Source organism: Isoptericola sp. NPDC056578, from assembly GCF_042793275.1.
Lineage (GTDB): Bacteria > Actinomycetota > Actinomycetes > Actinomycetales > Cellulomonadaceae > Isoptericola.
This window is the reverse complement of record NZ_JBHTVC010000012.1, coordinates 47,567-69,850: the sequence shown is the minus strand read 5'-3', so window position 1 is coordinate 69,850 and position 22,284 is coordinate 47,567. Positions and strand designations below refer to the sequence as shown.

Below are 22,284 nucleotides of genomic sequence, written 5' to 3'. Positions count from 1 at the left end.
CGATCCGCAGCACCGTTCCCGAGCCCTGTTCCCGACCTGTTCCCGACGTGAGGAGTGCCCCGTGGTGACCATGCAGGACGTGGCCGACCGGGCCGGCGTCTCCCTGACGACCGTGTCGTTCGTCGTCAACGGGACCAAGCGCGTCGCCCCGGCGACGCGCGCCCGCGTCGAGGACGCGATGGCCGACCTGGGGTACCGGCGCAACGTGCACGCCCGGGCTCTGGCGAGCCGCCGCAGCCACATCGTGGCGCTGGTCTTCCCCGCCCTGCAGCACCGCCTCGGCAGCACCGCGCTGAGCATCGTCACCGCCGCCGCGAGCGCCGCGACCGAGCGCGGCTTCAACGTGGTGCTGTGGCCGGTCGACGACGTCGCCCAGCTCGACGACTACCTGTCCGGCGGGCTCGTCGACGGCGTCCTGCTCATGGAGGTCACCGCCGACGACCCGCGCGTCGCGCTGCTCGCCGCGCGCGAGGTGCCCTTCGGGCTGATCGGCCGGACCGAGGACCCGACCGGGCTGTCGTACGTCGACATGGACTTCGCCGGCATGGTCGCCACCGGTCTCGACCACCTCACCGACCTCGGGCACCGCCGCGTGGCCCTGGTCCTCGGCGAGCCGGGCGGCCCCTCCGGCCCCGCGTGGTCGGGGTACGGGCCGGTCGTCCGCACCGAGCAGGCGTACCTGGCCGAGGCGGCGCGCCGTGGCCTCGACCCGCTCGTCGTCCGCGCCGCCCAGGACCCGCGCTCCGGACGGCGGGCCGCCACCGCCCTGGCCGCCGACCACCCCGACGTCACGGCGGTCCTCGTCCTCAACGAGGCGGCCCTCTCCGGGTTCGTGAACGGGCTCGGCGCGGCCGGCCGCGCCGTCCCGGGCGACATCTCCGTTCTCGCGCTCGCGACGTCCGCGGCCGACCTCGCGACGGCGGACCCTGCCGTCAGCGCCGTCGTCGCGCCCGGCGCCGAGCTCGGCTCCCGCAGCGTCCAGGACCTCGTCGACCGCCTCGCCGACCCGTCCGCCGTCCCCACCCACGACCTCCTGCCCGGCACGCTCCAGCTCGTCGGCTCCACCGCCGACGCCCGCTGACGCCCGCCGGCGCCCCGCACCACCCGCACCACGGAAGGCCCTCCCCCATGAAGTTCACCGACGGTTTCTGGCACGCCCGCCCCGGCGTCGCGATCCACTACGCCCGCGAGGTGGACCGGGTCGCCGCCGACGGCGCGAGCCTGCGCTCCGTCGCGCCGACCAAGGTCGTGCGGCACCGCGGCGACACCCTGAACAACCCGGTCATCACCACCACGGTGTCGTCGCCGACGGAGAACGTCGTGCGGGTGCAGCACGTCCACCACAAGGGTCGCCAGGAGCCCCGCCGCTTCGAGCTGGACCTGCTGGACGGCGTCGGCGAGGCCAAGGTCGTCGACGGCCAGGGCACGCTCACCACCGGCGACCTCAGCGTGCAGCTGTCCGTCGGGAAGTCCTGGGAGCTGTCGTTCCACGCCGGCGGGCGCCGCCTCACCGGGTCGAGCGGCAAGTCGGCCGCGTGGGCGGACGTCGCGCCCGACGCCTCCGTCGACCACGGCCCGATCGAGCTGCGCCGCGACGGGCGCACCAGCTACGTGTTCGACCAGCTCGACCTGGGCGTGGGCGAGCTCGTCTACGGCCTGGGCGAGCGCTTCGGCCCGGTGGTGAAGAACGGCCAGACGGTCGACATCTGGAACTACGACGGCGGCACGTCGAGCGAGCAGGCGTACAAGAACGTGCCGTTCTACCTGACCACCGGCGGGTACGGCGTGTTCGTCAACGACCCCGGCCACGTCTCGTTCGAGGTGGGCTCCGAGGCCGTCGAGCGGGTGCAGTTCTCGGTGCTCGGCGAGGCCCTCGACTACTTCGTCGTCTACGGGCCGGACCCGAAGGCGATCCTCCAGCGCTACACCGCGCTCACGGGCCGCCCCGCCGAGATCCCCGCCTGGACGTACGGGCTGTGGCTGTCCACGAGCTTCACCACGGACTACGACGAGGCCACGGTCAACTCGTTCATCGACGGGATGGCCGAGCGGGACATCCCGCTGAGCCTGTTCCACTTCGACTGCTTCTGGATGCGCGAGTTCAACTGGTGCGACTTCGAGTGGGACGAGCGCACCTTCCCCGACCCGGAGGGCATGCTGGCCCGTCTCCACGACCGCGACCTGCGGGTGTGCGTGTGGATCAACCCGTACATCGCCCAGCAGTCGCCGCTCTTCGACGAGGGCATGGCGGCCGGCTACCTGGTGAGGCGTCGGGACGGCTCGGTCTGGCAGTGGGACCGCTGGCAGGGCGGCATGGCCCTGGTGGACTTCACCAACCCGGACGCCGCCTCCTGGTACAAGGACAAGCTGCGCGTGCTCGTGCGCCAGGGCGTCGACGCGTTCAAGACCGACTTCGGCGAGCGGATCCCGGTGGACGTCGAGTACTTCGACGGCTCCGACCCGGAGCGGATGCACAACTACTACACCCACCTCTACAACGAGGCGGTGCACGAGGTGCTCGCCGAGGAGCGCGGCACCGGCGAGGCCGTGCTGTTCGCCCGCTCGGCCACCGCCGGCGGGCAGCAGTTCCCGGTGCACTGGGGCGGCGACTCCACGGCGTCGTACGTGTCGATGGCCGAGTCGCTGCGCGGCGGCCTGTCGCTCGCGTACAGCGGGTTCGGGTACTGGAGCCACGACATCGGCGGCTTCGAGATGACGCCGGACGCCGGCGTGTTCAAGCGCTGGACGGCGTTCGGCCTGTTCTCCAGCCACAGCCGCATGCACGGCAGCGGGTCCTACCGCGTGCCGTGGATGTTCGGCGAGGACGAGTCCGACCCGACGAGCGCCGTCGCCGTGACCCGCACGTTCGCGCGGTTCAAGAACCGGCTCGCGCCCTACCTCGTCGCCACCGGGCACGAGGCGCACCGGTCGGGCACGCCGATGATGCGGCCCATGCTGCTGGAGTTCCCCGACGACCCCGCGGTGCCGCACCTGGACCGCCAGTACATGCTCGGGTCCGACCTGCTCGTGGCGCCGGTGTTCAACGCCGAGGGCGACGTCGACCTCTACCTCCCCGAGGGCGAGTGGGCCGGCCTCCTCACCGGCGAGCGCGTCGCCGGTGGCCGCTGGCTGCGGGAGAACCACGGCTTCGACTCGCTGCCGGTCTACGTCCGCGCCGGCGGCGTCGTCCCGCTCAGCGCCCACGAGGAGCGCCCGGACGCCGATCACCTCGACGGGCTGACGCTGCTCGTGCACCCCGGCGCGGACGGCTGGTCGCGGCGCGTCGAGGTCGACGGCGCCGACGGCGAGGCCGTGGCGTTCACCGTCCGGCGCGACGGCGACGAGGTCGTCGTCGAGTCGGCGCTCGGCGCGGGCTGGTCGGTCGAGGTCGTGGGCGGCGCCCGCGCCGAGGCCGCGGACGGCGTCGCGCGGGTCGCGGCATGAGCGGCACGACGGCGGGCCCCGGCGTCAGCGTCGCGAGCCCGGGCCCGCTTCCCGGCTGGCTGCCGGACGCCGCCACCGCGGCCGGCGCCCGCCTGGTCCCGCCCGGTCCGGAGACCGGCGGCCTGCTCTGGTTCGGCGGCGACCTCGCCGACCTGCGGGCGGCGCTGGCGTCCGCGCCGGGCACCCGCTGGGTCCAGCTCCCGTCGGCCGGGGTCGACGCGTACGCCGACGGCGGGCTGCTCGAGGCGCCCGGCATCACCTGGACCTCCGCGAAGGGCTCCTTCGCCCGGCCCGTGGCCGAGCACGCCCTCGCGCTGACCCTGGCGCTGCTCCGGCACCTGCCGGAGCGCGCCCGCGCCCGCTCGTGGGGCAGGTCCGCCGGGACGTCCCTGTTCGGGGCCGACGTGCTCGTGCTGGGCGCCGGCGGCATCGCCCGGACGTACCTCGACCTGCTCGCGCCGTTCGGCACGCGCACCGTCGTCGTCCGCCGTCGGGCCGAGCCGGTGCCCGGCGCCGAGCGGACCGTCACCACGGAGCACCTGGGCGCGGAGCTCGCCCGGGCGGACGTCGTCATGGTCGCCGCGGCGCTGACCACGCAGACCCGCGCGCTGCTGGGCACGGAGGAGCTGGCCGCCCTGAAGCCCGGCGCCGTGCTCGTGAACATCGCGCGCGGCGGGCTCGTCGACACCGACGCCCTCGTCGCCGCCCTGGCCTCCGGCCGGCTCGGCGGCGCGGCGCTGGACGTCACCGACCCCGAGCCCCTGCCCGACGGCCACCCGCTGTGGGACCTGCCGACCGCGCTGATCACCCCGCACACGGCGGACACCGCCGAGATGGTCGCGCCGCTGCTGCGCGCACGGGTCGAGGAGAACCTCCGCCGCTTCGTCGCGGGCGGCACGCTCGAGGGCGTCGTCGACCCCGCCGCCGGGTACTGACGTGGCCGGAGCGGTCCCGGGCGACGTGCGCGGCGTCGTCGTCATGGGCGTCGCGGGCTGCGGCAAGTCGACGGTCGGGTGGCTCCTCGCTGCCCGCCTGGGCCTGCAGTTCGTGGACGCCGACGACCTGCACCCGCCGTCGAACGTCGCGAAGATGTCGGCGGGGACCCCGCTCACCGACGACGACCGGCGCCCCTGGCTCGCCCGCGTCGCGGAGGTGCTCCGCGGCGGCGACGACGGCGCACCGGCGGTCGTGGCCTGCTCGGCCCTGCGCCGGTCGTACCGGGACATCCTGCGGGCCGGCGCGGGCGGCGACGTCGCGTTCGTCCACCTGCACGGCGACCGCGACCTGCTCGCGCGGCGCATCGCGGCGCGCGCGGACCACTTCATGCCGCCTGCGCTCCTCGACTCGCAGCTCGCCACGCTCGAGCCCCTGGGCTCCGACGAGACCGGCGTGATGGTCGACGTCGACCGGACCGTGGACCGCGCCGTCGACGTCGTCGCGGGCTGGTTCAGCCGCCCAGGGGTGCCCTGAGAGGGTCTCCCGGGGCGGGCCGCCGGCATCTACGGTGGGCACGCACCATCGACCGAGGAGAACTCTTTGCGCACCGTCAACGCCTACGCCGCCCCGTCCGCGACCGAGCCGCTGGTCCCCACGACCATCGAGCGTCGCGACGTCGGCCCGAAGGACGTCCTGATCGCCATCCGCTACGCGGGGATCTGCCACTCCGACATCCACACCGTGCGCGGCGACTGGGGCCCGATCACCTACCCGCAGGTCGTCGGCCACGAGATCGTCGGCGAGGTCGTCGAGGTCGGCCCCGCCGTCACGAAGCACGCCGTGGGCGACCGCGTCGGCGTCGGCTGCATGGTGAACTCGTGCCGCGAGTGCGAGAACTGCCTCGCCGGCATGGAGAACTACTGCCTCGCGGGCAACACCGGCACGTACGCCGCCGTGGACCGCGACGGCACCATCACCCAGGGCGGCTACTCGACGCACGTGGTCGTCGACGAGGACTTCGTGCTCCGCGTCCCCGCCGCCATCGACTACGCCGCTGCGGCGCCCCTGCTCTGCGCCGGCATCACCACCTACTCGCCGCTCGCGCACTGGAACGCCGGCCCCGGCAAGCAGGTCGCGGTCGTCGGCATGGGCGGCCTCGGCCACATGGCCGTCAAGATCGCCGCCGCGATGGGCGCCGAGGTCACCGTGCTCTCGCGCACCCTGGCGAAGAAGGACGACGGCCTCGCCTTCGGTGCGACCGACTACTACGCGACCGACGACGCCGCCACGTTCGAGGCGCTCGCCAACCGCTTCGACCTCATCGTCAACACCGTCAGCGCGCCGCTCGACCTGAACCAGTACCTGCGGCTGCTGCGCCTCGACGGCACCATGGTCAACGTCGGCGCCCCGCCGGAGCCGCTGCCCATCCAGGTGTTCTCGCTGTTCAACAACCGCCGGTCGTTCGCCGGCTCCAGCATCGGCTCCATCGCCGAGACCCAGGAGATGCTCGACTTCTGCGCCGAGCACGGCATCGCACCGGAGACCGAGCTCATCGGCGCCGACCAGATCAACGACGCCTACGAGCGCGTGCTGTCCAGCGACGTGCGCTACCGGTTCGTCATCGACACGGCGACCCTGTAGCGACGTCGGCGCTCGCCCCCTTCAGTCCGACCGGGTCGCCTCTGGCTGCTCGAGCCCGCGGAAGGGGGCGAGCGCCTCCTCGTAGGCAGGCTTCATCCCGGTGCGCACCACCGTCGCGCCGTAGTCGAGGGTGATCGAGGCCGCCGGGAGGTCGAGCTCCTCGGCCTCGTCGACGCCGTCGCCGGTCGGGTCGAGGGACGCGTCCTGGAGATCCAGGCTGATCCACCGGTAGCCGTCGGCGGCCACGGCCGACCACCACCAGCACCCACCGCCGACGACGTTGCAGAACCGCTCGTGGTGCTCCTTCCGCCAGGCTGGGTCATCCGCCATCGCCCCGGACTCGTGCTCGAGCACCAACGGCCCCAGCCCGGCCTCCTCCGTCACCCGGCTCGCGGCGTCGACGATCGCCTGCCACCGCTCCAGGTCAGGCACCCGGTCGCTGCTGAGCCGGCAGCAGTTCACCGTCGTCAGCAGGGGCTCTCCCCCGTACCCGTTGCCCTCCTCCGGGTACCAGTCCTCGTCGTCGAACCAGGACTCCTCCGTACGCTGCGGCACCAGTGGCGTCCCCGCCGCCTCCTCCACCGCGTCGCGGAGGTCGTTCACCAGCTGCCTGGCGGGGGCTTCCAGCTCCGCCTGGTCCGGGGCGTCGAGCAGAGCCTCGGCGTCCGACCCCTCGGCGGCCGGGTAGTCCTTCCAGTCCACCGTGACGGTCTCGCCGTTCGCGTCCGTGTACGTCGTCGTCGGGGACGGCCCCATCCCGAGCACGCTGCACCCGGCCAGCAGCGCCGACGTGACCAGCACCAGGACCACCGGGAGACGCCGCCGCATCCGCGAAGTCTGTCACCGCGGGCGGCGTCGCCGGCCCAGGGGCGTGGGTGAAAGCGGCCGTGCGTCCGACGCCGGGGCGACGCTCCGTCAGCCTGTCTGCTCGACGCCGGCGCTCGCGCGCTGCTGCGCCATGCGGCGCAGCGTGAGCAGCACGGGGTCGGTGAGCAGGGTGCCGACGACGACCTGCCGCACGGCCCCGGCACGGTCCGCGGGCACGGAGGCGACATCGGCGGCGGCCACGGTGTCCGCCGCCTCGGCGAGGGCCGCGAGGTGGGCGTCCGAAAGGTCGATGCCGGCGGCGTCTGCGGCCCGGAGCTGGCCCGCGAGTCGGGCGACGAGCGGGTCGTCGTCGGCGCACCATTCCCGGGCCGCGACCAGTTCGGCCGCGCGGGCCGCCCAGCGATCGGGCTCCTCGGAGGCCGGCTCACCCTGGTCCGTGCGGTCCTGCGGGCGCCCGTCCTCCCGCGCGAGCATGACGTGCTGCGCCGCCCCGAGGAGCTCGCGCCGGCTGGCCGGCGGGTCGTCCAGCACGGCGAGGACCTCACGCACCGCGCCCAGCGTCAGGCCGGCGGACTCGGTGAGAGCGCGGACGAGCCGCACCCGCTCGACGTGCGTCGCGTCGTACACGGCCTGGGTGCGGGCGGTGGCCGTGCCCGCGTGCAGCAGCCCCTCCCGCACGTAGAACTTCAGCGTCGCGACCGGGACACCGGTCCGTTCCGCGAGACCCGAGATGCGCATGCTCCTCCGTCCGTACCTCTTGACTTTGGAGAGTAGCACTATCCAATATTGGAGAGTTCCACTATCCGTTCGAGTGGAGGTTCCCATGAGCACGCTGACGACCCACCAGCACGAGGGCGGCCTCGCCGTCTTCCTCATCGGCGCGCGGGTGGTCAAGCCCTGGCGCCCCGACGCCTGGCTCCCCGCGTTCGCCGCGATGGGACCGATGCTCGCCGAGCTCGGTCGCGACCCCGACGCCGGGCTGCTCCACGCGCGCACCACGATCGACGCCGACCTGCGCGGCGTCACCGTCGTGCAGTACTGGCGCACCATCGACGACATCTACCGCTACGCCAACGCCGACGAGCGACGGCACCGGCCCGCCTGGCTCGCGTTCTACCGACGCGCACACCGCGTGCCCGGCGCCGTCCAGGTCTGGCACGAGTCGTACGCCGTGCCCGCCGGACATCACGAGAGCCTCTACGCCGACGCTCCCCGGCCCTTCGGCCTCGCCCGAGCCGCAGGCAGCATCCCCGCCTCTCGCCGCGGCCGCACCGCACGCGAGCGGCTGAAGAACCCCGTCACGTCGGCGTAGGCGACCGGCGGCCAAGGTCCAGGCCCCTATTCCCCCGCGCCGCTCCGCTGCGCGATCGAGACCAGGTGGGCGTGGGCGTACTCGCACACCAGCGCGTGCCGGTAGACGAGCTCCGGGACGTCCACGTTCGTGTCCATCCAGAGGCTCAGGGCGCCCATCTTCCAGTGCTCGAACGTCTCGTCGTCGGTCAGCACGGCGAGGATGCTCAGGAAGGAGTCGTCGAACCGCAGCGAGTGGATCGCGCGGCGGAACTCCTCCAGGTTCAGCGCGATGCAGAACGGGATGTTCATCAGGCACAGCGCCGTCTGGATGTCGAGGCGCAGCAGACGGGGGCGACGACGTTCGGGGTCGAGGTCCGGAACGTCGAGCTGGGCGAAGTTCAGGCGCTCGGGCGCCGTGATGTCGATCCCCTCGAGCGCGATGAGCACGTCGTAGACGTTGACGTCGTGCTCGACGACGGCGTTGTCGCCCAGGCCGGACAGCGTCGTCGGGCGCAGCGTGACCGGCTCGATGGCGGCCGGGGTGTTGCGGATGATGAAGTTCACCAGGTTTGTCTCCACCACGAAGTGGCGGATCAGCAGCTCGACGGCGTCCGGCGACACGAAGCGGCGCAGGAACCACAGGCACAGCGCGTCCATGGTGGCGAGGGTCATCCACCTGCCGGGGAACACCCGCTTCACGACCGAGAGCACCGCCACCAGCACCCGGGAGACGATCCGCGCGATCGGGTACAGCAGCCGCCGGGAGGGGCGCTGCTGGTCCTCGATGATCATCCGCACCAGCGGCTTGTCGAGCGGGACCGAGGGGTCGGCGTAGATCGCCTCCCACATGCTCGGGTCGGACCTCACGGGCATCAGATCTCGTCCAGCTCGGTGAGCTGCATGACGTAGAGCCGGGCCACCACCCGCGCGCAGGTGACGATGGCGTCGGCCGCGTCGTCGTCGATCCGGTCGGACGTGAGGATGGCGTCGAGGGTGCCGGTGTGCTCGGCGTCGGCGTCCTGGTGGTAGGCCATGAAGTGCACCTGGTTGTCCGCCAGCCCGAGCACCTCCTGGAACCGCCGGGCCCACACGCCGGCCTTCTGCGCGCCGAGCCCCTCGATGATGAACATCGCGCCGAGGCACCCGACCGGGTTCGGCCTGCTCGCCTCGTGGAACATGTAGCCGGACAGCGCCTGCGACCCGAGGTTCTTCCGGCCTGCGCGCAGCGCCTCGAGGGAGCCGCCGACGGCGACGTAGTCGCGCTCCAGGAGCAGGTGGTCGCGGTGCTCCTCCAGCGCGTGCGAGATAGCGGCCGAGCGCAGGTCGAAGTGGTCCATGTCGAAGTTCGACGCCGCCCGCGCGATCCACAGCGATCCGTCGACCACCTGCTGGCGCAGGTTGTGCAGCAGGCGCTGGTAGTCCGCCACCGTCACGTCGCCGTCGTCGAGCGCCCGCAGGATCGGCACCTCGGCCAGCCGGGCCTCGAAGTCCGTCCAGACGTCGGAGAGCCGGGCGAGCAGCCCGGCGGCCCGGTCCGGCTGGGGCGGGCGGTAGCCCTCGACGGTCTCGGTGCTGGTCTCCATGCTGGTCCGGGTGCTGATCTCGCTGCTGGTCATCTGCTGCTCCCTCGCGGTGCGACGACGGTGAGGTGGGCGAACCCGAACGAGAACCGTCCGGACTCGGGGACGGCGAGGAGGATCGTGTCGCCCGGCGCGAAGCGCCCGGTGCGCCACGCCTCCTCCAGCGCGATGAAGATGCTCGCGGCGCCGGTGTTGCCACAGGTCTCCAGGTTGGAGAACCAGCGGCTCGTGTCCATGCCGGGGACGCGCGCGCTCAGCGCGTCGAAGACGACGTCGCGGAAGGCGTTGGTGCTGTAGTGGCAGAGCACGTGGTCGAGCTTCTTCAGGTCGACCAGGCCGCGATCCACGAGCTCCTCGAACTGCGCGAGCCCCGCCGCGGCGAGCTCGTCGAGCACGGCCGTCTCCTGCCGGATCTGCAGCAGCCCGGCCTTCTCGGCGGTGGCCACGTCGTCGTAGTCCTGCCAGGTGCGCCCGGCGACGGCGGTGGGCCCGTCGAGCCCGGCGCGCATGCAGACCTCGTGCTCGTGCGCGAGGGAGACCTGCCGGACCCAGTCCACGCGCAGCGACGGCTTGTCGGGGCGCGGCTGGAACTCCACGATCGCCGCGCCCGCGCCGTCGGACAGCATCCACCGCAGGAAGTGCGCGTCCAGGTGGTCCTCGACCCCCTCGAAGCGTCGCTGGTGCAGCCACCGGCTGGACAGCTCCGAGCCCACCACCGCCGCCCGTGGGTGGTCGCCCAGCCGCACCTTGCTCACCGCCGCGTCGAGCGCCGCGATGCTGGACGCGCACACGCCGCTCGCCGTCAGCGTCTGCATCGGCCCGCCGCCGAGCCGCCCGTGCACCATCGACGCGAACCCCGGCACCAGCAGGTCACCCTGCGTCGTGGCGCACGCAAGCATGCCCAGGTCGGAGGCGGCGATCCCCCGGTCGGCCAGCGCGTCCTCGATCGCGTGGACGGCCAGCTCCTCGTTGAGCTCCGTGGTGCGGCCCTCGTCGTCCAGCGCGTAGTACCGCTGCCGGATGCCGTTGGCGCGCTGGATGCGGGCGCGCAGGCCGTCCGTGCGCTTGTCGACTCCGCCGAGCCGGCGCGCCACGTCCTCGTTGGCTACCGGTTCGCCGGGCAGGTACCGGCCCAGGCCGGTCAAGTACGCGGTCGCTGGCATGGGGGTATTCAGCCACACACGGGGTGTCGCCGTCGACGACACGCGCACCCGAAAGCCGACAGGACGATCGGCTGACCGGGACCGCAGCTCGCCGACGGCCCTAACACACGAGCCTGACCGAAGTTCCGGTCGAAGGCATCAGGCCTCGGACTCACTCAGCGTCTTGTCGAGCCAGAGCGGGGAATACCTGTCCGATGACGTCCAACAGTTCTGCGGCCGCCTGTTCGTCCAGCTGGATCGACTGACTGATCGTGCCGACGTCCCTCCGCTGGCGAGAGCCATAGGTGTCAAGCTGAAGAACCTTGCGTCCCTCACGTGTTGACTCCCGCCAGGTGCACTCGGTCTCGGAATGAGAGCGGTGCGCCCCTTCGATCGGCGCGAGGCGCGAGATGGATTTGATGTAGGCCATCTGGGGCTCCGTTCAGTTGACGAGCAGGTGGAAGACCTGGCCGATGACCTCCGGGCGATCTGCCGCACTTGGTCGACCCGCACCGTAATCGTCGACCGGCCGCGGCGGGTCAGACCCAAGAGGTGAACAGAGGGGGAAGGAGTGCGGTCGTATAGCAGCGCCGGTCGCTTTCCTCGATTACCTCCTAACTGCTCAATCCTGGAGCAGGACCCTGTGCTTGAGACCGTCAGGGAGGTGTATTGCCAAGGCAGTCACATTCAGCGGCTCGCCAGACGGAACTTCTAGCTCCAACTCATGAACTTGAATGGTGATCGCCTCGTCGTTCGCGAAAGCCCGATCGCCAGGGTACACGCTGCCGTCCGCCGGGTCGGGTCCCTGCATCAGATTGCCGATCACAAGGTCGTCTACATCCTCGACACGGCCGAGGTCACCCGCTGCCGCTACCAGTTGTCGACGACTCTCGGCGTCGGGTCCACGTCGGCGCCGACCGCCACCGTTCATGAAGACGACGTCGACCGGGCTGTCCCCCGCTCTCGCTTGTTGCAGCACGAGCATCACCGCGTAGATGCGGTCCTTGTCCTGTCCAGCGGCGGACCATCCGGCAAGGATCGGCGCAACCTCCTGCCACGTCGTCAGGGAGACCGAGTTCCGCTGCACTGCGCCGGGCCTGCCGTCACGCTGGTCGGGTACGGCCCGGTTTCGCAGGGAGTCAAGCAGTACGGCCTCGTCCAGACCGGGGCCCGCTCCGCCGTAGACCCGATCCTGGACCAGCCAACCTGGTCGGACCTGATGGTTGGAGAGCTCGAGCCGGATCACCGATCGACGCGTCGGGTTGAGATTTGGATCGAGCAGCATCGAACGTCGCCAGCCGCGCAGGGGGAGGCTCCCGGCGTCGAGTCGTTCTAGTTCTTCACGCATGACACGATCGTGCTCGGCATAGCTCTTGTACACCTCGGTCGTGCCGGGGTTGAGCCAGGCACGCAGCAAGTCGAGGTAGCGGCGCTTGTACCCGAAGAACCGGCCGCGCTGCTGAACCGTGTCGGCGTTGCCTACGCCCGGTCCGCGTGGCATATAGGTCACCGCCAGATTCTCGACAGTGAAGCCTCGGTCGAGCTTGTTCCCGCCGATCACGATCCACGCGGGCCGGCTCTTCCAGTCGTTCGCGGCGATCTCTCGACCATCCTCGCTGTTGACGGTCACAACGCTGATCTGCCCGAGGTAGTCCTCGAGCTCCTCGGCCAGCTCATCGAGCGAGAGCGACCGACCACCGGCTTCGACCCCACCGGTCGACGCGAGGTCGTCGTAAGCGGACTGAAACACTTCTGTCGTCGTCTGAGCGAGCAGGTCGTCGTCACCCGACTCGAAGACGGTGACCAACCGGTCGATCACCCTCTTCGTCCACCGCTCGTAGGCACGGTGCAGGTCCGTAGTGGAAGACGGGTGGATCAGCATGCTCAGCGGGCGCGGAGACCGCCTCCGCTGGGCCACGATCAAGGCTAGGAAGAACGTCGCGAGTGCGTCCAGCAAGGAAGACGGCGGAGCGACGCCGTCCGGGTCCAGCGCGTCGATCTCGTCGTCGATGTGCCGGACGAAGTCGACCGCGTGCTCTTCGAAGAGAACCTGCCCGCCTACGTAGTCGTCGCCAGCCTCCAGGAGGCTTACCGTCCTCGGCGAGAGCGAGTCCTCGAGCGCGATGAGCAAGGGCGCCTGGGGAGTCGCCGTGTACAGGACGTATGTGTGGTTCGTCGACGCGCCGCGCAGGCGCCTGATGGCGCGGTACGTCGGGCTCTCACGCCCTCCCGTGGCGATGTTCAGGCCCGCCTGATCGCCCTCGTCGTCGACGAAGAGCACAGGGACGTCCCCGACCGAGGCCGTCACCGCCTCCAAGAACTCGCGGGTGTGCCGGAGGGCTGCGTGGTTCTTGAGCGCCACTGCGACCGTCGCGACCCGGCCTCGTGGACGGCGGCGACTCTTCCATCGCTCGAGCAGCCGCACCACGTCCTCGGCATCGTTCGCCGTGGGCCCGTTCAGCGCGTTCCAGGTCGCCAGGCCGCCGTCGCCGTCCATCCCGAGGTCACGCCACAGACGGACGTAGGTCTGGTCACGCAGGTTCTTCTTTGTCCCTGCCAGCACGATGACCAGCGGATAGCCGTTGTCGCATGCCGCGGCCAGCAGCGACGTGAATGACAATGTCTTCCCGCTCTGCACCTCGCCGACGACCAGTTCAGCCTCATGCCCTTGAACCCCCCACGACGGCGGCCGGCAGCGCGACATGATGCGGAGTGTCTCGGCCCGTACCTTCTCGACAGCCAGGTCAGGGAGACCACTGCGCTCAAGCGTCTTCTCCAGCTCGTCGCCGACCTCGGGCGACCAATGCCCCAGAGGGGCCGGCACGTTCTCCTCCGTGCTCATCTCCCGACATCCGTCCGCTCGGCCAGCGGCCCGGTCAGCAGCCGGTTGAGCTCTGCCACGAAAAACCGCGGTTCCTTCGACCCACTCTGCTCGGCATGGATCTGCGCGAGCGCGACGGCGACCCCGAGCCGGAGGATCGGCTCGAGGTCCATCCCCGGGAGGTAGGCGAACGACTCGGTGAACCGGTGCGCCCGGTTGAGGGAGATGACCCAGTCAGCCTCAGCACGCTCCACCCGGAGCCAGCTCCGCGCGTCCGGCGGCTCGTCGACGACCCTGATTACCAGGCTGTCGCCATGGACCTGCATCTCGGTCTCGCTCGTCTCGACCCGCTGCTCGACCGGAGGCGATCCATGTGACTCGGAGCCGTCCACGCCCCGCGAGCCGTCCGCGAGCCCGAAGGTCGTCTCGTGGATGTCCGGGGAGAACGGTGCCTCACGCTCCGATCGACCGACGATTTGTGCGACGCTCTCCACGACGGACCGGACCGTCGACTGAACCGAGCGGTTGCGCTCGGTGGCACGGTAGTTGTCCGCCTGCCGAAGCAAGGGCAACGGCTCCGCGTCCGCTCGCTCTTTGAGCTCGCCGAGAAACGCTTCCTCGTCCTCCCCGTCCCAGACCAGGGCGTCCTTCGTGTGCGTGACCTTGATCTCGGACACGTCGAACTCACCGATGAGCCGCTGAGACCGGAAGGTGTTGCCCTGCCCGAAGATCTCTGGCGGCTTGTAGGCGTCCGCGGGATCTTTGGCCATCGCTCCGGCACCCTGCACCACTTTGCCCCGGTAGAGGAGCGCCAAGCCGGCCTTCGAAGTCGAGCCCTTGGCCAAGAGGCCCGCCCAGCCGATGATCCGTCGTCCGGAGGGAAGGACAACATCCATGTCCTTCCGCCACTCGACCTCGGGAGAGGTGTCGTCGTTCCAACGGTGGGTCCTGAGCAGCGCTGGCCGTTCGGGCCGGAGCCGTTCTCCGCCGACCACGAGGTGGATGTCGTCGTCCTCGAGGAACGTCCGGTAGATGCTCCGGAGGTAGTCGCGGATCTTGCCCAGAGTCCGACCTGTCGGGGGGCTCTGGTTCAGATCCGTGAGGACGAGCTGAGTACCGTGCTCATCGGCTGGCGTGGAAACTTCGACCACAGGAAGCGTGTCCGACTTGCTCTCGACGATTTGCGGCACGTCGAAGGTCACCGTCCGCCGGACCGGTTCGCCGAGAGCCGTCGTCGTGACGACGAAATGCTTCGCGTACCAGCACGCGGCGCTCTTCATCCCGATCCCGAACTGGGAGAGCCCCGTAGCATCTGCCGGCGGTGCAGCAGGCGTGAAGGCGCGGGCCACGTCAGCCGTCGCGATCCCAGCAGCGTTGTCGGTTACCACGATGGTGCCCCGGTCACGGTCGATGTCGACGTCGATCTTCAGCACCGGAGGTCGACCGCCGTAGGCCGCGCGCAGCACGTCGCGGTTGCTCCGCCAGGACTGCAAAGCGTTGTCGACGAACTCTCCGATGGCATACCAGGGCTTGTAGCTCATCGACGGAAACAGCGCGAGCATGCCAACACCGGGCCGCACGACGACGTTCTGGGTCATCAGTCCCCTTTCAGCACTTCGACCTACCGTAGGTGCCCCGCCTCACTGTCTCCAGCGGCGATGGTCGGTCGGCGGGGTGAAATCAGGTCCGCCGATCCGTCTCCGGTGCCCGGGGACGTACTGCCCGCTCGATCACTTCGGCCGCGACAGCAGGCGGTTCATGCTCCCAGAACCTCAGAACATCCCAGCCCCCTGCTCGGAGCACTCGATCGGTGTCTCTGTCGCGCGCCTGATTGGCGGCAATCTTCGTCGTCCACCACACCGAGTTGGAGCGGGGTGCGGTGCCGTGCACCGGGCATCCATGCCAGAAGCAACCGTCGACGAAGACGGCGACGCGCACCCGAGTGAAGGCGATGTCGATTGTCCGTCGACGCTGGCCAGGGACGGGGTAGACGATGCGATACCGGAGACCTCGACCATGGAGCTCCCGACGGAGCGCTAGCTCCGGTGCGGTGTCCTGGCGACGTGCCGCGCTCATCCGTCGCGAGACCGCGTCCGAGCTCGCCCCGGGATGGGCCGGGACGTGCTGGGGACTCAGTGACGTCACGCCGCGTCGGACTCCACATCCGAATCGATGTCGAGGACCCCCTGGCTCGGCACGCCCTCCAGGCTCGACAGTCCAACAGCGGCACGAATCCGATGCAGCAGGGGCAGCAGGGAGGCGTCCAGCCCTTTGTCGGCAAAGTGGCTGAGGAACTGCGCGAGGGCGAACCGGACCGCGCCGACATGGACGGCGTTGCCGAACTGCTTGTAGGACTCGCCGTCCCCCTGCTCCAGCGCGACCATGGCGTCCGCTACCCGTTCGGGGAACGCCTGCAGCCTCCCTACCTCGCGCGGCGTCAGCCGTCGCTTTAGCGGCCCGTAGACCGGCGTCTGGTTGATAGCGACCAGCGCTGGCGTGTAGGTCGCGGGGCGCACCCGGATGCCGGACGGACGGAACTGGATCAGGCATTCGTACACTGACTCCTTCAAGCCGGCCTGCCACTCGAACTTGGTTCGGCTCAGGCCCGAGAACTCCCCTGGTTCCGGACGTACCTCGACCCGGCTCAGCGCGTTCTCGTTCTTCGCGAAGAAACTCTCGTTCTTCGCAATGAAGTCGAACTTCCAGGGGAGGTCCCGGAGCCGAGCATCCGCCAGCTGAGCCTTTCGCCATTCCTCGTCCAACGCCCTGTGCCAGATCGGATGGCCGGGTATCCAGCGTGCACTCGGCTTTGCGTCGTTGTCTGTGTCCTCGATGATCTGCCTGAGGAACGCGTCCCACCAGTCGAGCGCCTGGCGCTCCTCCCCCTTCAGCCCGTATCCGTCCGACTCCTCGACGGAGCGGTCGAGGACCGTCAGCCCGCCGATCGCCGGGAGCGACAGCTCGTCGAGGTTCCATTCGTCAGGGTTCCAGGACGGGTACGAGAACCCACCGAACGGCACAGTACGGGAGCCGACAAGATCGCTGCGGATCGCCAGGATGTAGATGCGCTCGCGAACCTGGGGAGTACCTCCGTGCGCAGGGCCAATCCTGTGCGGCGTGATGACGGTCGGCGATCCCGACACCACATAGCCGTACTGCTTGAGCCCTGCGACAATCGTCGCGAAGGTCTCCTTGTGCCGGGGTCCAGCCAGGTTCTTCACGTTCTCGAGGAACACGATCTTCGGACGCCGGGCCCGGACGATCCGCAGGATGTCGTAGAACAGCGTCCCGCGCGTGGCATCGAGGATGCCAAACTGCTTGCCCGATTTGCTGAATGCCTGGCACGGAAAGCCGGCCGCCAGCACGTCATGGCTGGGGATGTCAGGGATGTCATCGTCAGGCTTCTCCAGGAGTCTCTCGTCCGGCTCGGACCGGACGTGGTCGCGGATGTCTCTGGAGAACGACGGCCGGCCTTCGTGCTCGGGCACGCCCCACGCCTTCGAATACACCCGCCAGGCCGGCCCGTTCAACTCGCTGGCGTAAACGCAACGGCCACCGAGCGACTCAAGCGCCGCGTGAAAGCCACCGATCCCGGCGAACAGATCGATGAACGTGAACGACGTAGCCGTCTCCGTGGGCATGTGACTCCTTGCTCGTTCTCGCGGCTCGTCCGCCGCGTAACCCTGCTCTAGCCAGCTTAGCTCGATGCCGTCACCAGGCGAGCCGAACTTCTCGGCGAGCCGCTCAGCGGAGCCGCTCGATGGCGCGTCGCAGCACGGCAGTGTAGAGGCTCGGAGCCACTGTCGCTTCGAGCCGTTCGACAGTCTCGGTGGCCTCACGTTCCACGACCATCGTCTGTCGCTCCGTCAATGTCCTGGTCGAGCCGACGCCGACGCCGAGCAGAGTTGCCGCGCGATCCAGCACCGCCACGACCAGCACCGGCGCAAGGACCTCCCCGAGCACCTCGAGGATGTCCTGTGCCTCGTCCTCGACGATCCTCTCCTGCCTGGCCGTGAGACCGGAAACCTGTGCCCGCACAGGCGCTTCGACACCGCCGTCGGGGAGACCCACCTGGTCCGGTGCCGATTCCTTGATCGGGCGATTCGCGCCCAGCTCGGCCAGCGGCGCCGCGTCCGGCTCTCCGTCAGCAAGCGTCTCTCCATCATCCGTGGCTGCCGCCTCTGCGAGCGTGTCGCCGGTACTTGAGACGCCGAGCTCGGCTGGGATGCGTCCCATGGGGTAGATCAGATCGAGATGTGCTGTCGTCCGGGTCAGGGCGACGTAGAGCATCCGCAGACCCTGCGGGCCGGCGTCGACGATCCCCTGGGGGTCCACGACGACGACAGAGTCGAACTCGAGGCCCTTTGAGGCCACGGGGCTGACGAGGTTGATCGAGCTGCTCAGACCTCCCTTGTCGGCGTCCTGCCAGCTGATGCCACGCCTACGCATCGTGGCTTCGACGTCCACCCGGATGCCGTCCGGGCAGATCACGCCGACGAACCGGCCTCGCGACGAGTGCTCCTGGACAATGTCTGCCACACGCATCGCCACGTCGTCCGGGTCGTCGACCTCCAGCAACCGCGGGCCGGGCTCGACGTCCCGGACCACCTTGGGGACGGGTATCCCAGGTGCTGCGTGCGGCAGCAGCCGTGCGGCGAGCTCCATGACCGACCGAGGGACCCGGTAGCCGATGTCGAGGTGCTCAATATCCTTCGGTAGCCGTACATCGACCAGGTCAAGGATCTCGCTCCAGTCGTTGCGCGCCCAGTGGCCGGTCGACTGCGCGATGTCGCCGACCATCGTCATGGCACCCTCTCTGGAACGTCGAGCGACAGCTCGCACCTGCATCGGAGAGAGATCCTGCGCCTCGTCCACCACGATGTGGGCGTACCGCGCGTTGCCGGTGTCCCCCATCTGTGCGGCGACCTCGTCCAGCACGACCAGATCCTCCCGCGACCATTGCTGGTCGGTGATCCGGGTCCCGGTCGACCTCTGGAGCAGAGCGACTTCCTCCGCCGAGAGATCGCTGCCTGCAGCAGCGATCAGGCGAGGGTAGGAGCCGTAAAGACTCGAGACGAAGGCTTTCGGGGACATCGTCGGCCAGATCCTCGAGACGGCGGACTCGATCTCTGACCCGTCGATCCGCATCGCGATGTCACCTCGCACCGTGTAGCCCGCCGCGGCGGCCGCTTCCCGCGCCCTGGCGACCACGAGGTTCTTCAGTCCCTCGCGGAAGCGTGCGCGACCGTCGGAGAACGACCCGTCGAAGGCGTGGTCGATCGCCTGGGACAGATCGGCCGGCTCGATCGTCACCGGCGCGATACCGGACACGGAGAAGGTGGCTCCCCCCTCGGGCGGCCGGACACGGTCGCGGAGCCCACGCGCGACGAACCCGACCATGCGCGTCTCGCCCTTGAGCCGGGCAGCGTCGGGGGAGTCCTTACGTGACGGCCGCGTCTCCCCCAGCATCTGCACGAGGTCGGTGACCCGGACCTTGTCGTCGCCGAGCTCCGGCATGACGCGCCCGATGTAACGGGCGAAGGTCGCGTTAGGCCCGACGACGAGGACGTCATCGGGAGTCAGTGCGCGCTTTTGGAAGAGAATCACGCTCAACCGGTGGAGCGCGACAGCGGTCTTTCCGGTTCCCGGACCGCCCTGGATCACAAGGAGGCGGTCGGGGTCGGAGCCGATGAGCGCTGCCTGGGCAGCCTGGATCGTCTCGACGATCTGCCGCATCTCCGGTTCGCGAGCGCTCCCGAGTACCTGCTGCAGCATCTCGTCGGCTCGAGCGACGGCGACGTCACTGTCCTCGAGCTCAGCTATCCGCTCCGCGAGTTGTGCGAGGACCTGGTCACCGAAGGAGTCGATGACGTTGGTCGGACGGCAGGTGAACGACCGCAGCCGCGCGACCCCGCGGGAGTCGTCGACCGTCGCGCCCCGCAGGTTGAGCGCGAGCGGCGCCTTCCAGGAGACGACGTACAGCTCGCCGTCATGGTTGACCGGCGCGTTCCCGACGTAGAGGCACTCCCCGTCCTGGGTGTCGATCCGTAGAAAGGCCGCCGGGTCGGATGGCTTGCCGAGCGTCTCGTCGTCGTCCGCGTTCTGCTTCATGCGAGCGCGGGCCTTGGTGTCGGCGGCCGCGGCATAGGACTCGCTCCTAGCCTGCCGCTTGCGCTCACGGATCTCGTAGACGTCGTCGAAGAAGACCTGCTCGACCTCGAGCGTCGCTTCTGTCTCGGGGATAGTCAGGGCCACTCTTGCCTCCGTCGGGATCGCACAGCCTGCCAGGAGGTTATATCCACCCTCGGACTCCCCTTTCCTCGATCCGCTGGCGTCAGTAGATTGCGCGCCAGCTGCTGAGCCCTGGAGGTCCCTGGTGAAGAAGGAACAGATCGTCGAGGAGATCGCGCTCGCGATCGGTGTCGAGGTGCCACCGATGTCGTCGGGCTCAACCGAGCCGCGCGCAATCTTCGACCTGGTCAACGACCGTCTCGGGCTCGGGATCGAAAGCCGGACCAAGCAAGGTCTCGCCCGAGGGATCGTCGAGGTCGTGGGCGGGACCTGGTCGACGACCTATGAGTCGCGGGGCGCAACCGTGACGAAGGACGGCCTCCTGGCCGTGCGGGACGCGGTGCGCGTCCTCACCGGTTGATCACCCGGGTGAAACTTGGATGCGCGTGCCGCGATGCGGACATCTCGACAGGTGCCGCGAGATACTGACGGAACGATCCACCACCGATCTTCGTGATCGGAACGAGTACCACCATGGAGCCGCCAGACATGCCCACCGACGTTCAGTCCGCCATGGCTGGCAACACCACCCACATCTCGCTGGACAGGCTCCGGCTCGACGAGCGCAATCCTCGCCTGCCGGAAGCGCTCCACCGCTCGGAGCAGATCGCGCTCGCGACCCACCTCGCCGCGACCGCAGATGCTCTCCAGATCGCCGAGTCGATCGTCGACAACGGATACTTCGGAACTGAGCACATCGTGGTTATGCCGCACCCCGAGGAGACAGCCGCTTACGTCGTACTCGAGGGCAATCGACGCGTGACGGCCCTCCTCGGACTCTCCTCCCCCGAAGTCCGAGCCCTGTTCAAGAAGCCGGCACGATGGCACGCCATCGGTCCGGAGAGCGGGATCCGCCCGACGTCCTTGGTGCCTGCTGTGGTCGTGGCGAGCAGGGACGAGGCGGCGCCGATGATCGGGTTTCGGCACTTCACGGGGATCAAGAAATGGGGCCCGTTCGAGCAGGCCAGGTACGTCAAGTACCTCGTGGAGGACGAGGGCATGACAGTCCGCGCCGCGGCCAAGGCCATGGGGTCGAGCAGCGTCAAGGTCGGCAACGCCTACCGAAACCTCGAGATCCTCGAGCAGGCAAGATCGCTCCCCGGGGTCCCCGACGACGTCGTCGCCAGCGCATGCGACGACTTCTCCCTGATCACCGTCGCGATGGCGAACGGCCCCCTCAGGGAGCACATCGGAGCGCCGCTCGCCTCGCAGATCAAGGTTGGCCAGCCGCCGGTGCCCACCGACCGGACGAACGAGCTGGCCGAACTGATGTCATGGATCTACGGAGGAGGCACCCACGCTTCCCGCGTGGTGACGGAATCGCGTGACATCGGTGCGCTCGCCGACGTGGTTGCTGACCCTGTCGGCCGATCGGCACTCCGGGAGACGCGCGACCTCGCGCGGGCGAAGCAGGCGATGCACGACGCGAGGGATGCCAAGCATGGCGACGAGGCGCTCGCCGTCGGGCGACAGATCTCGTCCTCCATCAAGATCCTCGAGACGCTCGAGAAGCGGCTCCGGACCATGCACGACGACGACCGAGCACAACTTCGCAACGAGGCGAGCAAGCTACTGGACCTGGCGCAGCGCATCAACGGTACCGTCGAAGGCTCTGTCCGCCGCCGCTGACGGCGGGGCCCTGACGTCGCGGCGAGCCTAATAGCCATGGTCGCCTAGAGCGGGTGAAGCTTCTCCCAGAGTCACCCGGACCGCCCGAGGTCTAGATCCAGTGTCCTTCGACGAGTCATCACACCCTGGGGCAGGCTTGCCGATGACGTCGCACCTACCTGCTGGTCGTGGGTGATCGCCCTGTGCTGGCTTGGAACTTCACGGAGTCGAGGACGGTTCTCCCAGCGATGGCCGCGCGGAGATCTCCGCGTTGGCGGCCGGAGCGGTCGGCTCGTTTACACGACCCGCGGCGCGTTCAAGAACCCGACGCGAGACCGCGGTCGGGTCATCGGCGCAACTCAGGTGACGAGCGCAGTTGACTACACCCCGCTGCTCCGGAACACCTCGGTCGAGGTGGCGTCGTCGGCCACGTCGACCAAGGACTACACCCGCTGGTCCGCGACGGTCTGACCGGCTCTTCCGAGGTCTCTTACGCGCTCGCCACAGTTTGCGCGGCGCTACTCAACGGTAGGGCTCGGTCGCCCAGTCCTCCTCGTCGGGGTATTGCAGGCTGCGCTTGCGCAGGTACACCCCCACGCCACAACTGGCATCCGGCTGCCCGTCCACTGCGATGTATCCGTTGCTGGACGGCGTCCAGAACTGGCACCCGCCCCAGCCTGCGCCGTCGTATTACGCATCT

19 protein-coding genes are annotated in these 22,284 nt (G+C 69.6%); 8 read left to right on the top strand and 11 right to left on the bottom strand.

All coding sequences use genetic code 11. From position 1 onward, the window contains the following. The first annotated feature begins 70 nt into the window (after positions 1-70). The 5 genes from ACFQ80_RS07180 to ACFQ80_RS07160 all read left to right on the top strand — a co-directional run bounded on the left by ACFQ80_RS07180 (position 71) and on the right by ACFQ80_RS07160 (position 6,021). Complete coding sequence (locus tag ACFQ80_RS07180; RefSeq protein ID WP_430563171.1) at positions 71-1,081, top strand: LacI family DNA-binding transcriptional regulator; 1,011 nt, start codon at positions 71-73, stop codon at positions 1,079-1,081. A 47-nt stretch (positions 1,082-1,128) separates the two neighbouring features. Continuing rightward, positions 1,129-3,444, top strand: a complete 2,316-nt coding sequence (yicI, locus tag ACFQ80_RS07175; RefSeq protein WP_430563150.1) for an alpha-xylosidase — start codon at positions 1,129-1,131, stop codon at positions 3,442-3,444. Continuing rightward, on the top strand, positions 3,441-4,379 hold the full coding sequence (locus ACFQ80_RS07170; RefSeq protein ID WP_430563149.1) for an NAD(P)-dependent oxidoreductase: 939 nt from the start codon (positions 3,441-3,443) through the stop codon (positions 4,377-4,379). Before yicI ends, ACFQ80_RS07170 begins: the two co-directional genes overlap by 4 nt. Before the next feature lies 1 nt (position 4,380). Then, positions 4,381-4,914 (top strand): gluconokinase, encoded by a 534-nt coding sequence (locus tag ACFQ80_RS07165; protein WP_430563148.1) that lies wholly within the window; start codon positions 4,381-4,383, stop codon positions 4,912-4,914. A 66-nt stretch (positions 4,915-4,980) separates the two neighbouring features. Continuing rightward, complete coding sequence (locus ACFQ80_RS07160; protein ID WP_430563147.1) at positions 4,981-6,021, top strand: NAD(P)-dependent alcohol dehydrogenase; 1,041 nt, start codon at positions 4,981-4,983, stop codon at positions 6,019-6,021. 21 nt (positions 6,022-6,042) lie between these two features. Here ACFQ80_RS07160 and ACFQ80_RS07155 read toward each other — a convergent pair whose 3' ends face one another. Together ACFQ80_RS07155 and ACFQ80_RS07150 are read right to left on the bottom strand one after the other, a co-directional pair. After that, positions 6,043-6,849: a hypothetical protein gene (locus ACFQ80_RS07155; protein ID WP_430563146.1), complete on the bottom strand. Its 807-nt coding sequence runs from the start codon at positions 6,847-6,849 to the stop codon at positions 6,043-6,045. 87 nt (positions 6,850-6,936) lie between these two features. Further along, a complete protein-coding gene (locus tag ACFQ80_RS07150; RefSeq protein WP_430563145.1) occupies positions 6,937-7,587 on the bottom strand; it encodes a MerR family transcriptional regulator in 651 nt (216 codons plus the stop codon). An 85-nt stretch (positions 7,588-7,672) separates the two neighbouring features. Between ACFQ80_RS07150 and ACFQ80_RS07145 the strand changes: the two genes are divergently transcribed. After that, positions 7,673-8,161, top strand: coding sequence for a DUF4188 domain-containing protein (locus ACFQ80_RS07145; protein ID WP_430563144.1), 489 nt, complete (start codon positions 7,673-7,675; stop codon positions 8,159-8,161). Between the two features lie 26 nt (positions 8,162-8,187). Here ACFQ80_RS07145 and ACFQ80_RS07140 read toward each other — a convergent pair whose 3' ends face one another. From ACFQ80_RS07140 to ACFQ80_RS07100, 9 genes are all read right to left on the bottom strand, one after another. Further along, complete coding sequence (locus tag ACFQ80_RS07140) at positions 8,188-9,015, bottom strand: DUF6999 family protein (RefSeq protein ID WP_430563143.1); 828 nt, start codon at positions 9,013-9,015, stop codon at positions 8,188-8,190. Further along, positions 9,015-9,758 (bottom strand): iron-containing redox enzyme family protein, encoded by a 744-nt coding sequence (locus ACFQ80_RS07135; protein WP_430563142.1) that lies wholly within the window; start codon positions 9,756-9,758, stop codon positions 9,015-9,017. Before ACFQ80_RS07135 ends, ACFQ80_RS07140 begins: the two co-directional genes overlap by 1 nt. Next, positions 9,755-10,885 carry a 3-oxoacyl-[acyl-carrier-protein] synthase III C-terminal domain-containing protein gene (locus ACFQ80_RS07130; protein WP_430563141.1) on the bottom strand — a complete coding sequence of 377 codons (1,131 nt, stop codon included), beginning with the start codon at positions 10,883-10,885 and terminating at the stop codon, positions 9,755-9,757. Before ACFQ80_RS07130 ends, ACFQ80_RS07135 begins: the two co-directional genes overlap by 4 nt. Positions 10,886-11,036: 151 nt before the next feature. Next, positions 11,037-11,294, bottom strand: coding sequence for a hypothetical protein (locus ACFQ80_RS07125; RefSeq protein ID WP_430563140.1), 258 nt, complete (start codon positions 11,292-11,294; stop codon positions 11,037-11,039). A 192-nt stretch (positions 11,295-11,486) separates the two neighbouring features. Next, on the bottom strand, positions 11,487-13,706 hold the full coding sequence (locus ACFQ80_RS07120; protein WP_430563139.1) for a Z1 domain-containing protein: 2,220 nt from the start codon (positions 13,704-13,706) through the stop codon (positions 11,487-11,489). After that, the gene (locus tag ACFQ80_RS07115; protein ID WP_430563138.1) at positions 13,703-15,283 is read right to left on the bottom strand and encodes an ATP-binding protein; all 1,581 of its coding nucleotides are present in this window, start codon (positions 15,281-15,283) and stop codon (positions 13,703-13,705) included. Before ACFQ80_RS07115 ends, ACFQ80_RS07120 begins: the two co-directional genes overlap by 4 nt. Before the next feature lie 82 nt (positions 15,284-15,365). Next, positions 15,366-15,830: a very short patch repair endonuclease gene (locus ACFQ80_RS07110; protein WP_430563137.1), complete on the bottom strand. Its 465-nt coding sequence runs from the start codon at positions 15,828-15,830 to the stop codon at positions 15,366-15,368. Further along, positions 15,827-17,326, bottom strand: a complete 1,500-nt coding sequence (gene dcm, locus ACFQ80_RS07105) for a DNA (cytosine-5-)-methyltransferase (RefSeq protein WP_430563136.1) — start codon at positions 17,324-17,326, stop codon at positions 15,827-15,829. Before dcm ends, ACFQ80_RS07110 begins: the two co-directional genes overlap by 4 nt. A 103-nt stretch (positions 17,327-17,429) precedes the next feature. After that, positions 17,430-19,940 (bottom strand): HelD family protein, encoded by a 2,511-nt coding sequence (locus ACFQ80_RS07100; RefSeq protein ID WP_430563135.1) that lies wholly within the window; start codon positions 19,938-19,940, stop codon positions 17,430-17,432. Between the two features lie 121 nt (positions 19,941-20,061). Here ACFQ80_RS07100 and ACFQ80_RS07095 point away from each other — a divergent pair, with 121 nt between their 5' ends. Further along, positions 20,062-20,337, top strand: coding sequence for a hypothetical protein (locus ACFQ80_RS07095; RefSeq protein WP_430563134.1), 276 nt, complete (start codon positions 20,062-20,064; stop codon positions 20,335-20,337). Positions 20,338-20,465: 128 nt separating this feature from the next. Then, positions 20,466-21,605, top strand: coding sequence for a hypothetical protein (locus ACFQ80_RS07090; RefSeq protein WP_430563133.1), 1,140 nt, complete (start codon positions 20,466-20,468; stop codon positions 21,603-21,605). The last annotated feature ends 679 nt before the right edge of the window (positions 21,606-22,284 follow it).

Bases quoted from the DNA above. Each gene is read 5' to 3' on its own strand.
- ACFQ80_RS07120 (WP_430563139.1), bottom strand. From the start codon at position 13,706: ATGAGCACGGAGGAGAACGTGCCGGCCCCTCTGGGGCATTGGTCGCCC.
- dcm (WP_430563136.1), bottom strand. From the start codon at position 17,326: ATGCCCACGGAGACGGCTACGTCGTTCACGTTCATCGATCTGTTCGCC.
- ACFQ80_RS07135 (WP_430563142.1), bottom strand. From the start codon at position 9,758: ATGACCAGCAGCGAGATCAGCACCCGGACCAGCATGGAGACCAGCACC.
- ACFQ80_RS07150 (WP_430563145.1), bottom strand. From the start codon at position 7,587: ATGCGCATCTCGGGTCTCGCGGAACGGACCGGTGTCCCGGTCGCGACG.
- yicI (WP_430563150.1), top strand. From the start codon at position 1,129: ATGAAGTTCACCGACGGTTTCTGGCACGCCCGCCCCGGCGTCGCGATC.
- ACFQ80_RS07180 (WP_430563171.1), top strand. From the start codon at position 71: ATGCAGGACGTGGCCGACCGGGCCGGCGTCTCCCTGACGACCGTGTCG.
- ACFQ80_RS07170 (WP_430563149.1), top strand. From the start codon at position 3,441: ATGAGCGGCACGACGGCGGGCCCCGGCGTCAGCGTCGCGAGCCCGGGC.
- ACFQ80_RS07145 (WP_430563144.1), top strand. From the start codon at position 7,673: ATGAGCACGCTGACGACCCACCAGCACGAGGGCGGCCTCGCCGTCTTC.
- ACFQ80_RS07090 (WP_430563133.1), top strand. From the start codon at position 20,466: ATGCCCACCGACGTTCAGTCCGCCATGGCTGGCAACACCACCCACATC.
- ACFQ80_RS07130 (WP_430563141.1), bottom strand. From the start codon at position 10,885: ATGCCAGCGACCGCGTACTTGACCGGCCTGGGCCGGTACCTGCCCGGC.
- ACFQ80_RS07155 (WP_430563146.1), bottom strand. From the start codon at position 6,849: ATGCGGCGGCGTCTCCCGGTGGTCCTGGTGCTGGTCACGTCGGCGCTG.
- ACFQ80_RS07140 (WP_430563143.1), bottom strand. From the start codon at position 9,015: ATGCCCGTGAGGTCCGACCCGAGCATGTGGGAGGCGATCTACGCCGAC.
- ACFQ80_RS07115 (WP_430563138.1), bottom strand. From the start codon at position 15,283: ATGACCCAGAACGTCGTCGTGCGGCCCGGTGTTGGCATGCTCGCGCTG.
- ACFQ80_RS07125 (WP_430563140.1), bottom strand. From the start codon at position 11,294: ATGGCCTACATCAAATCCATCTCGCGCCTCGCGCCGATCGAAGGGGCG.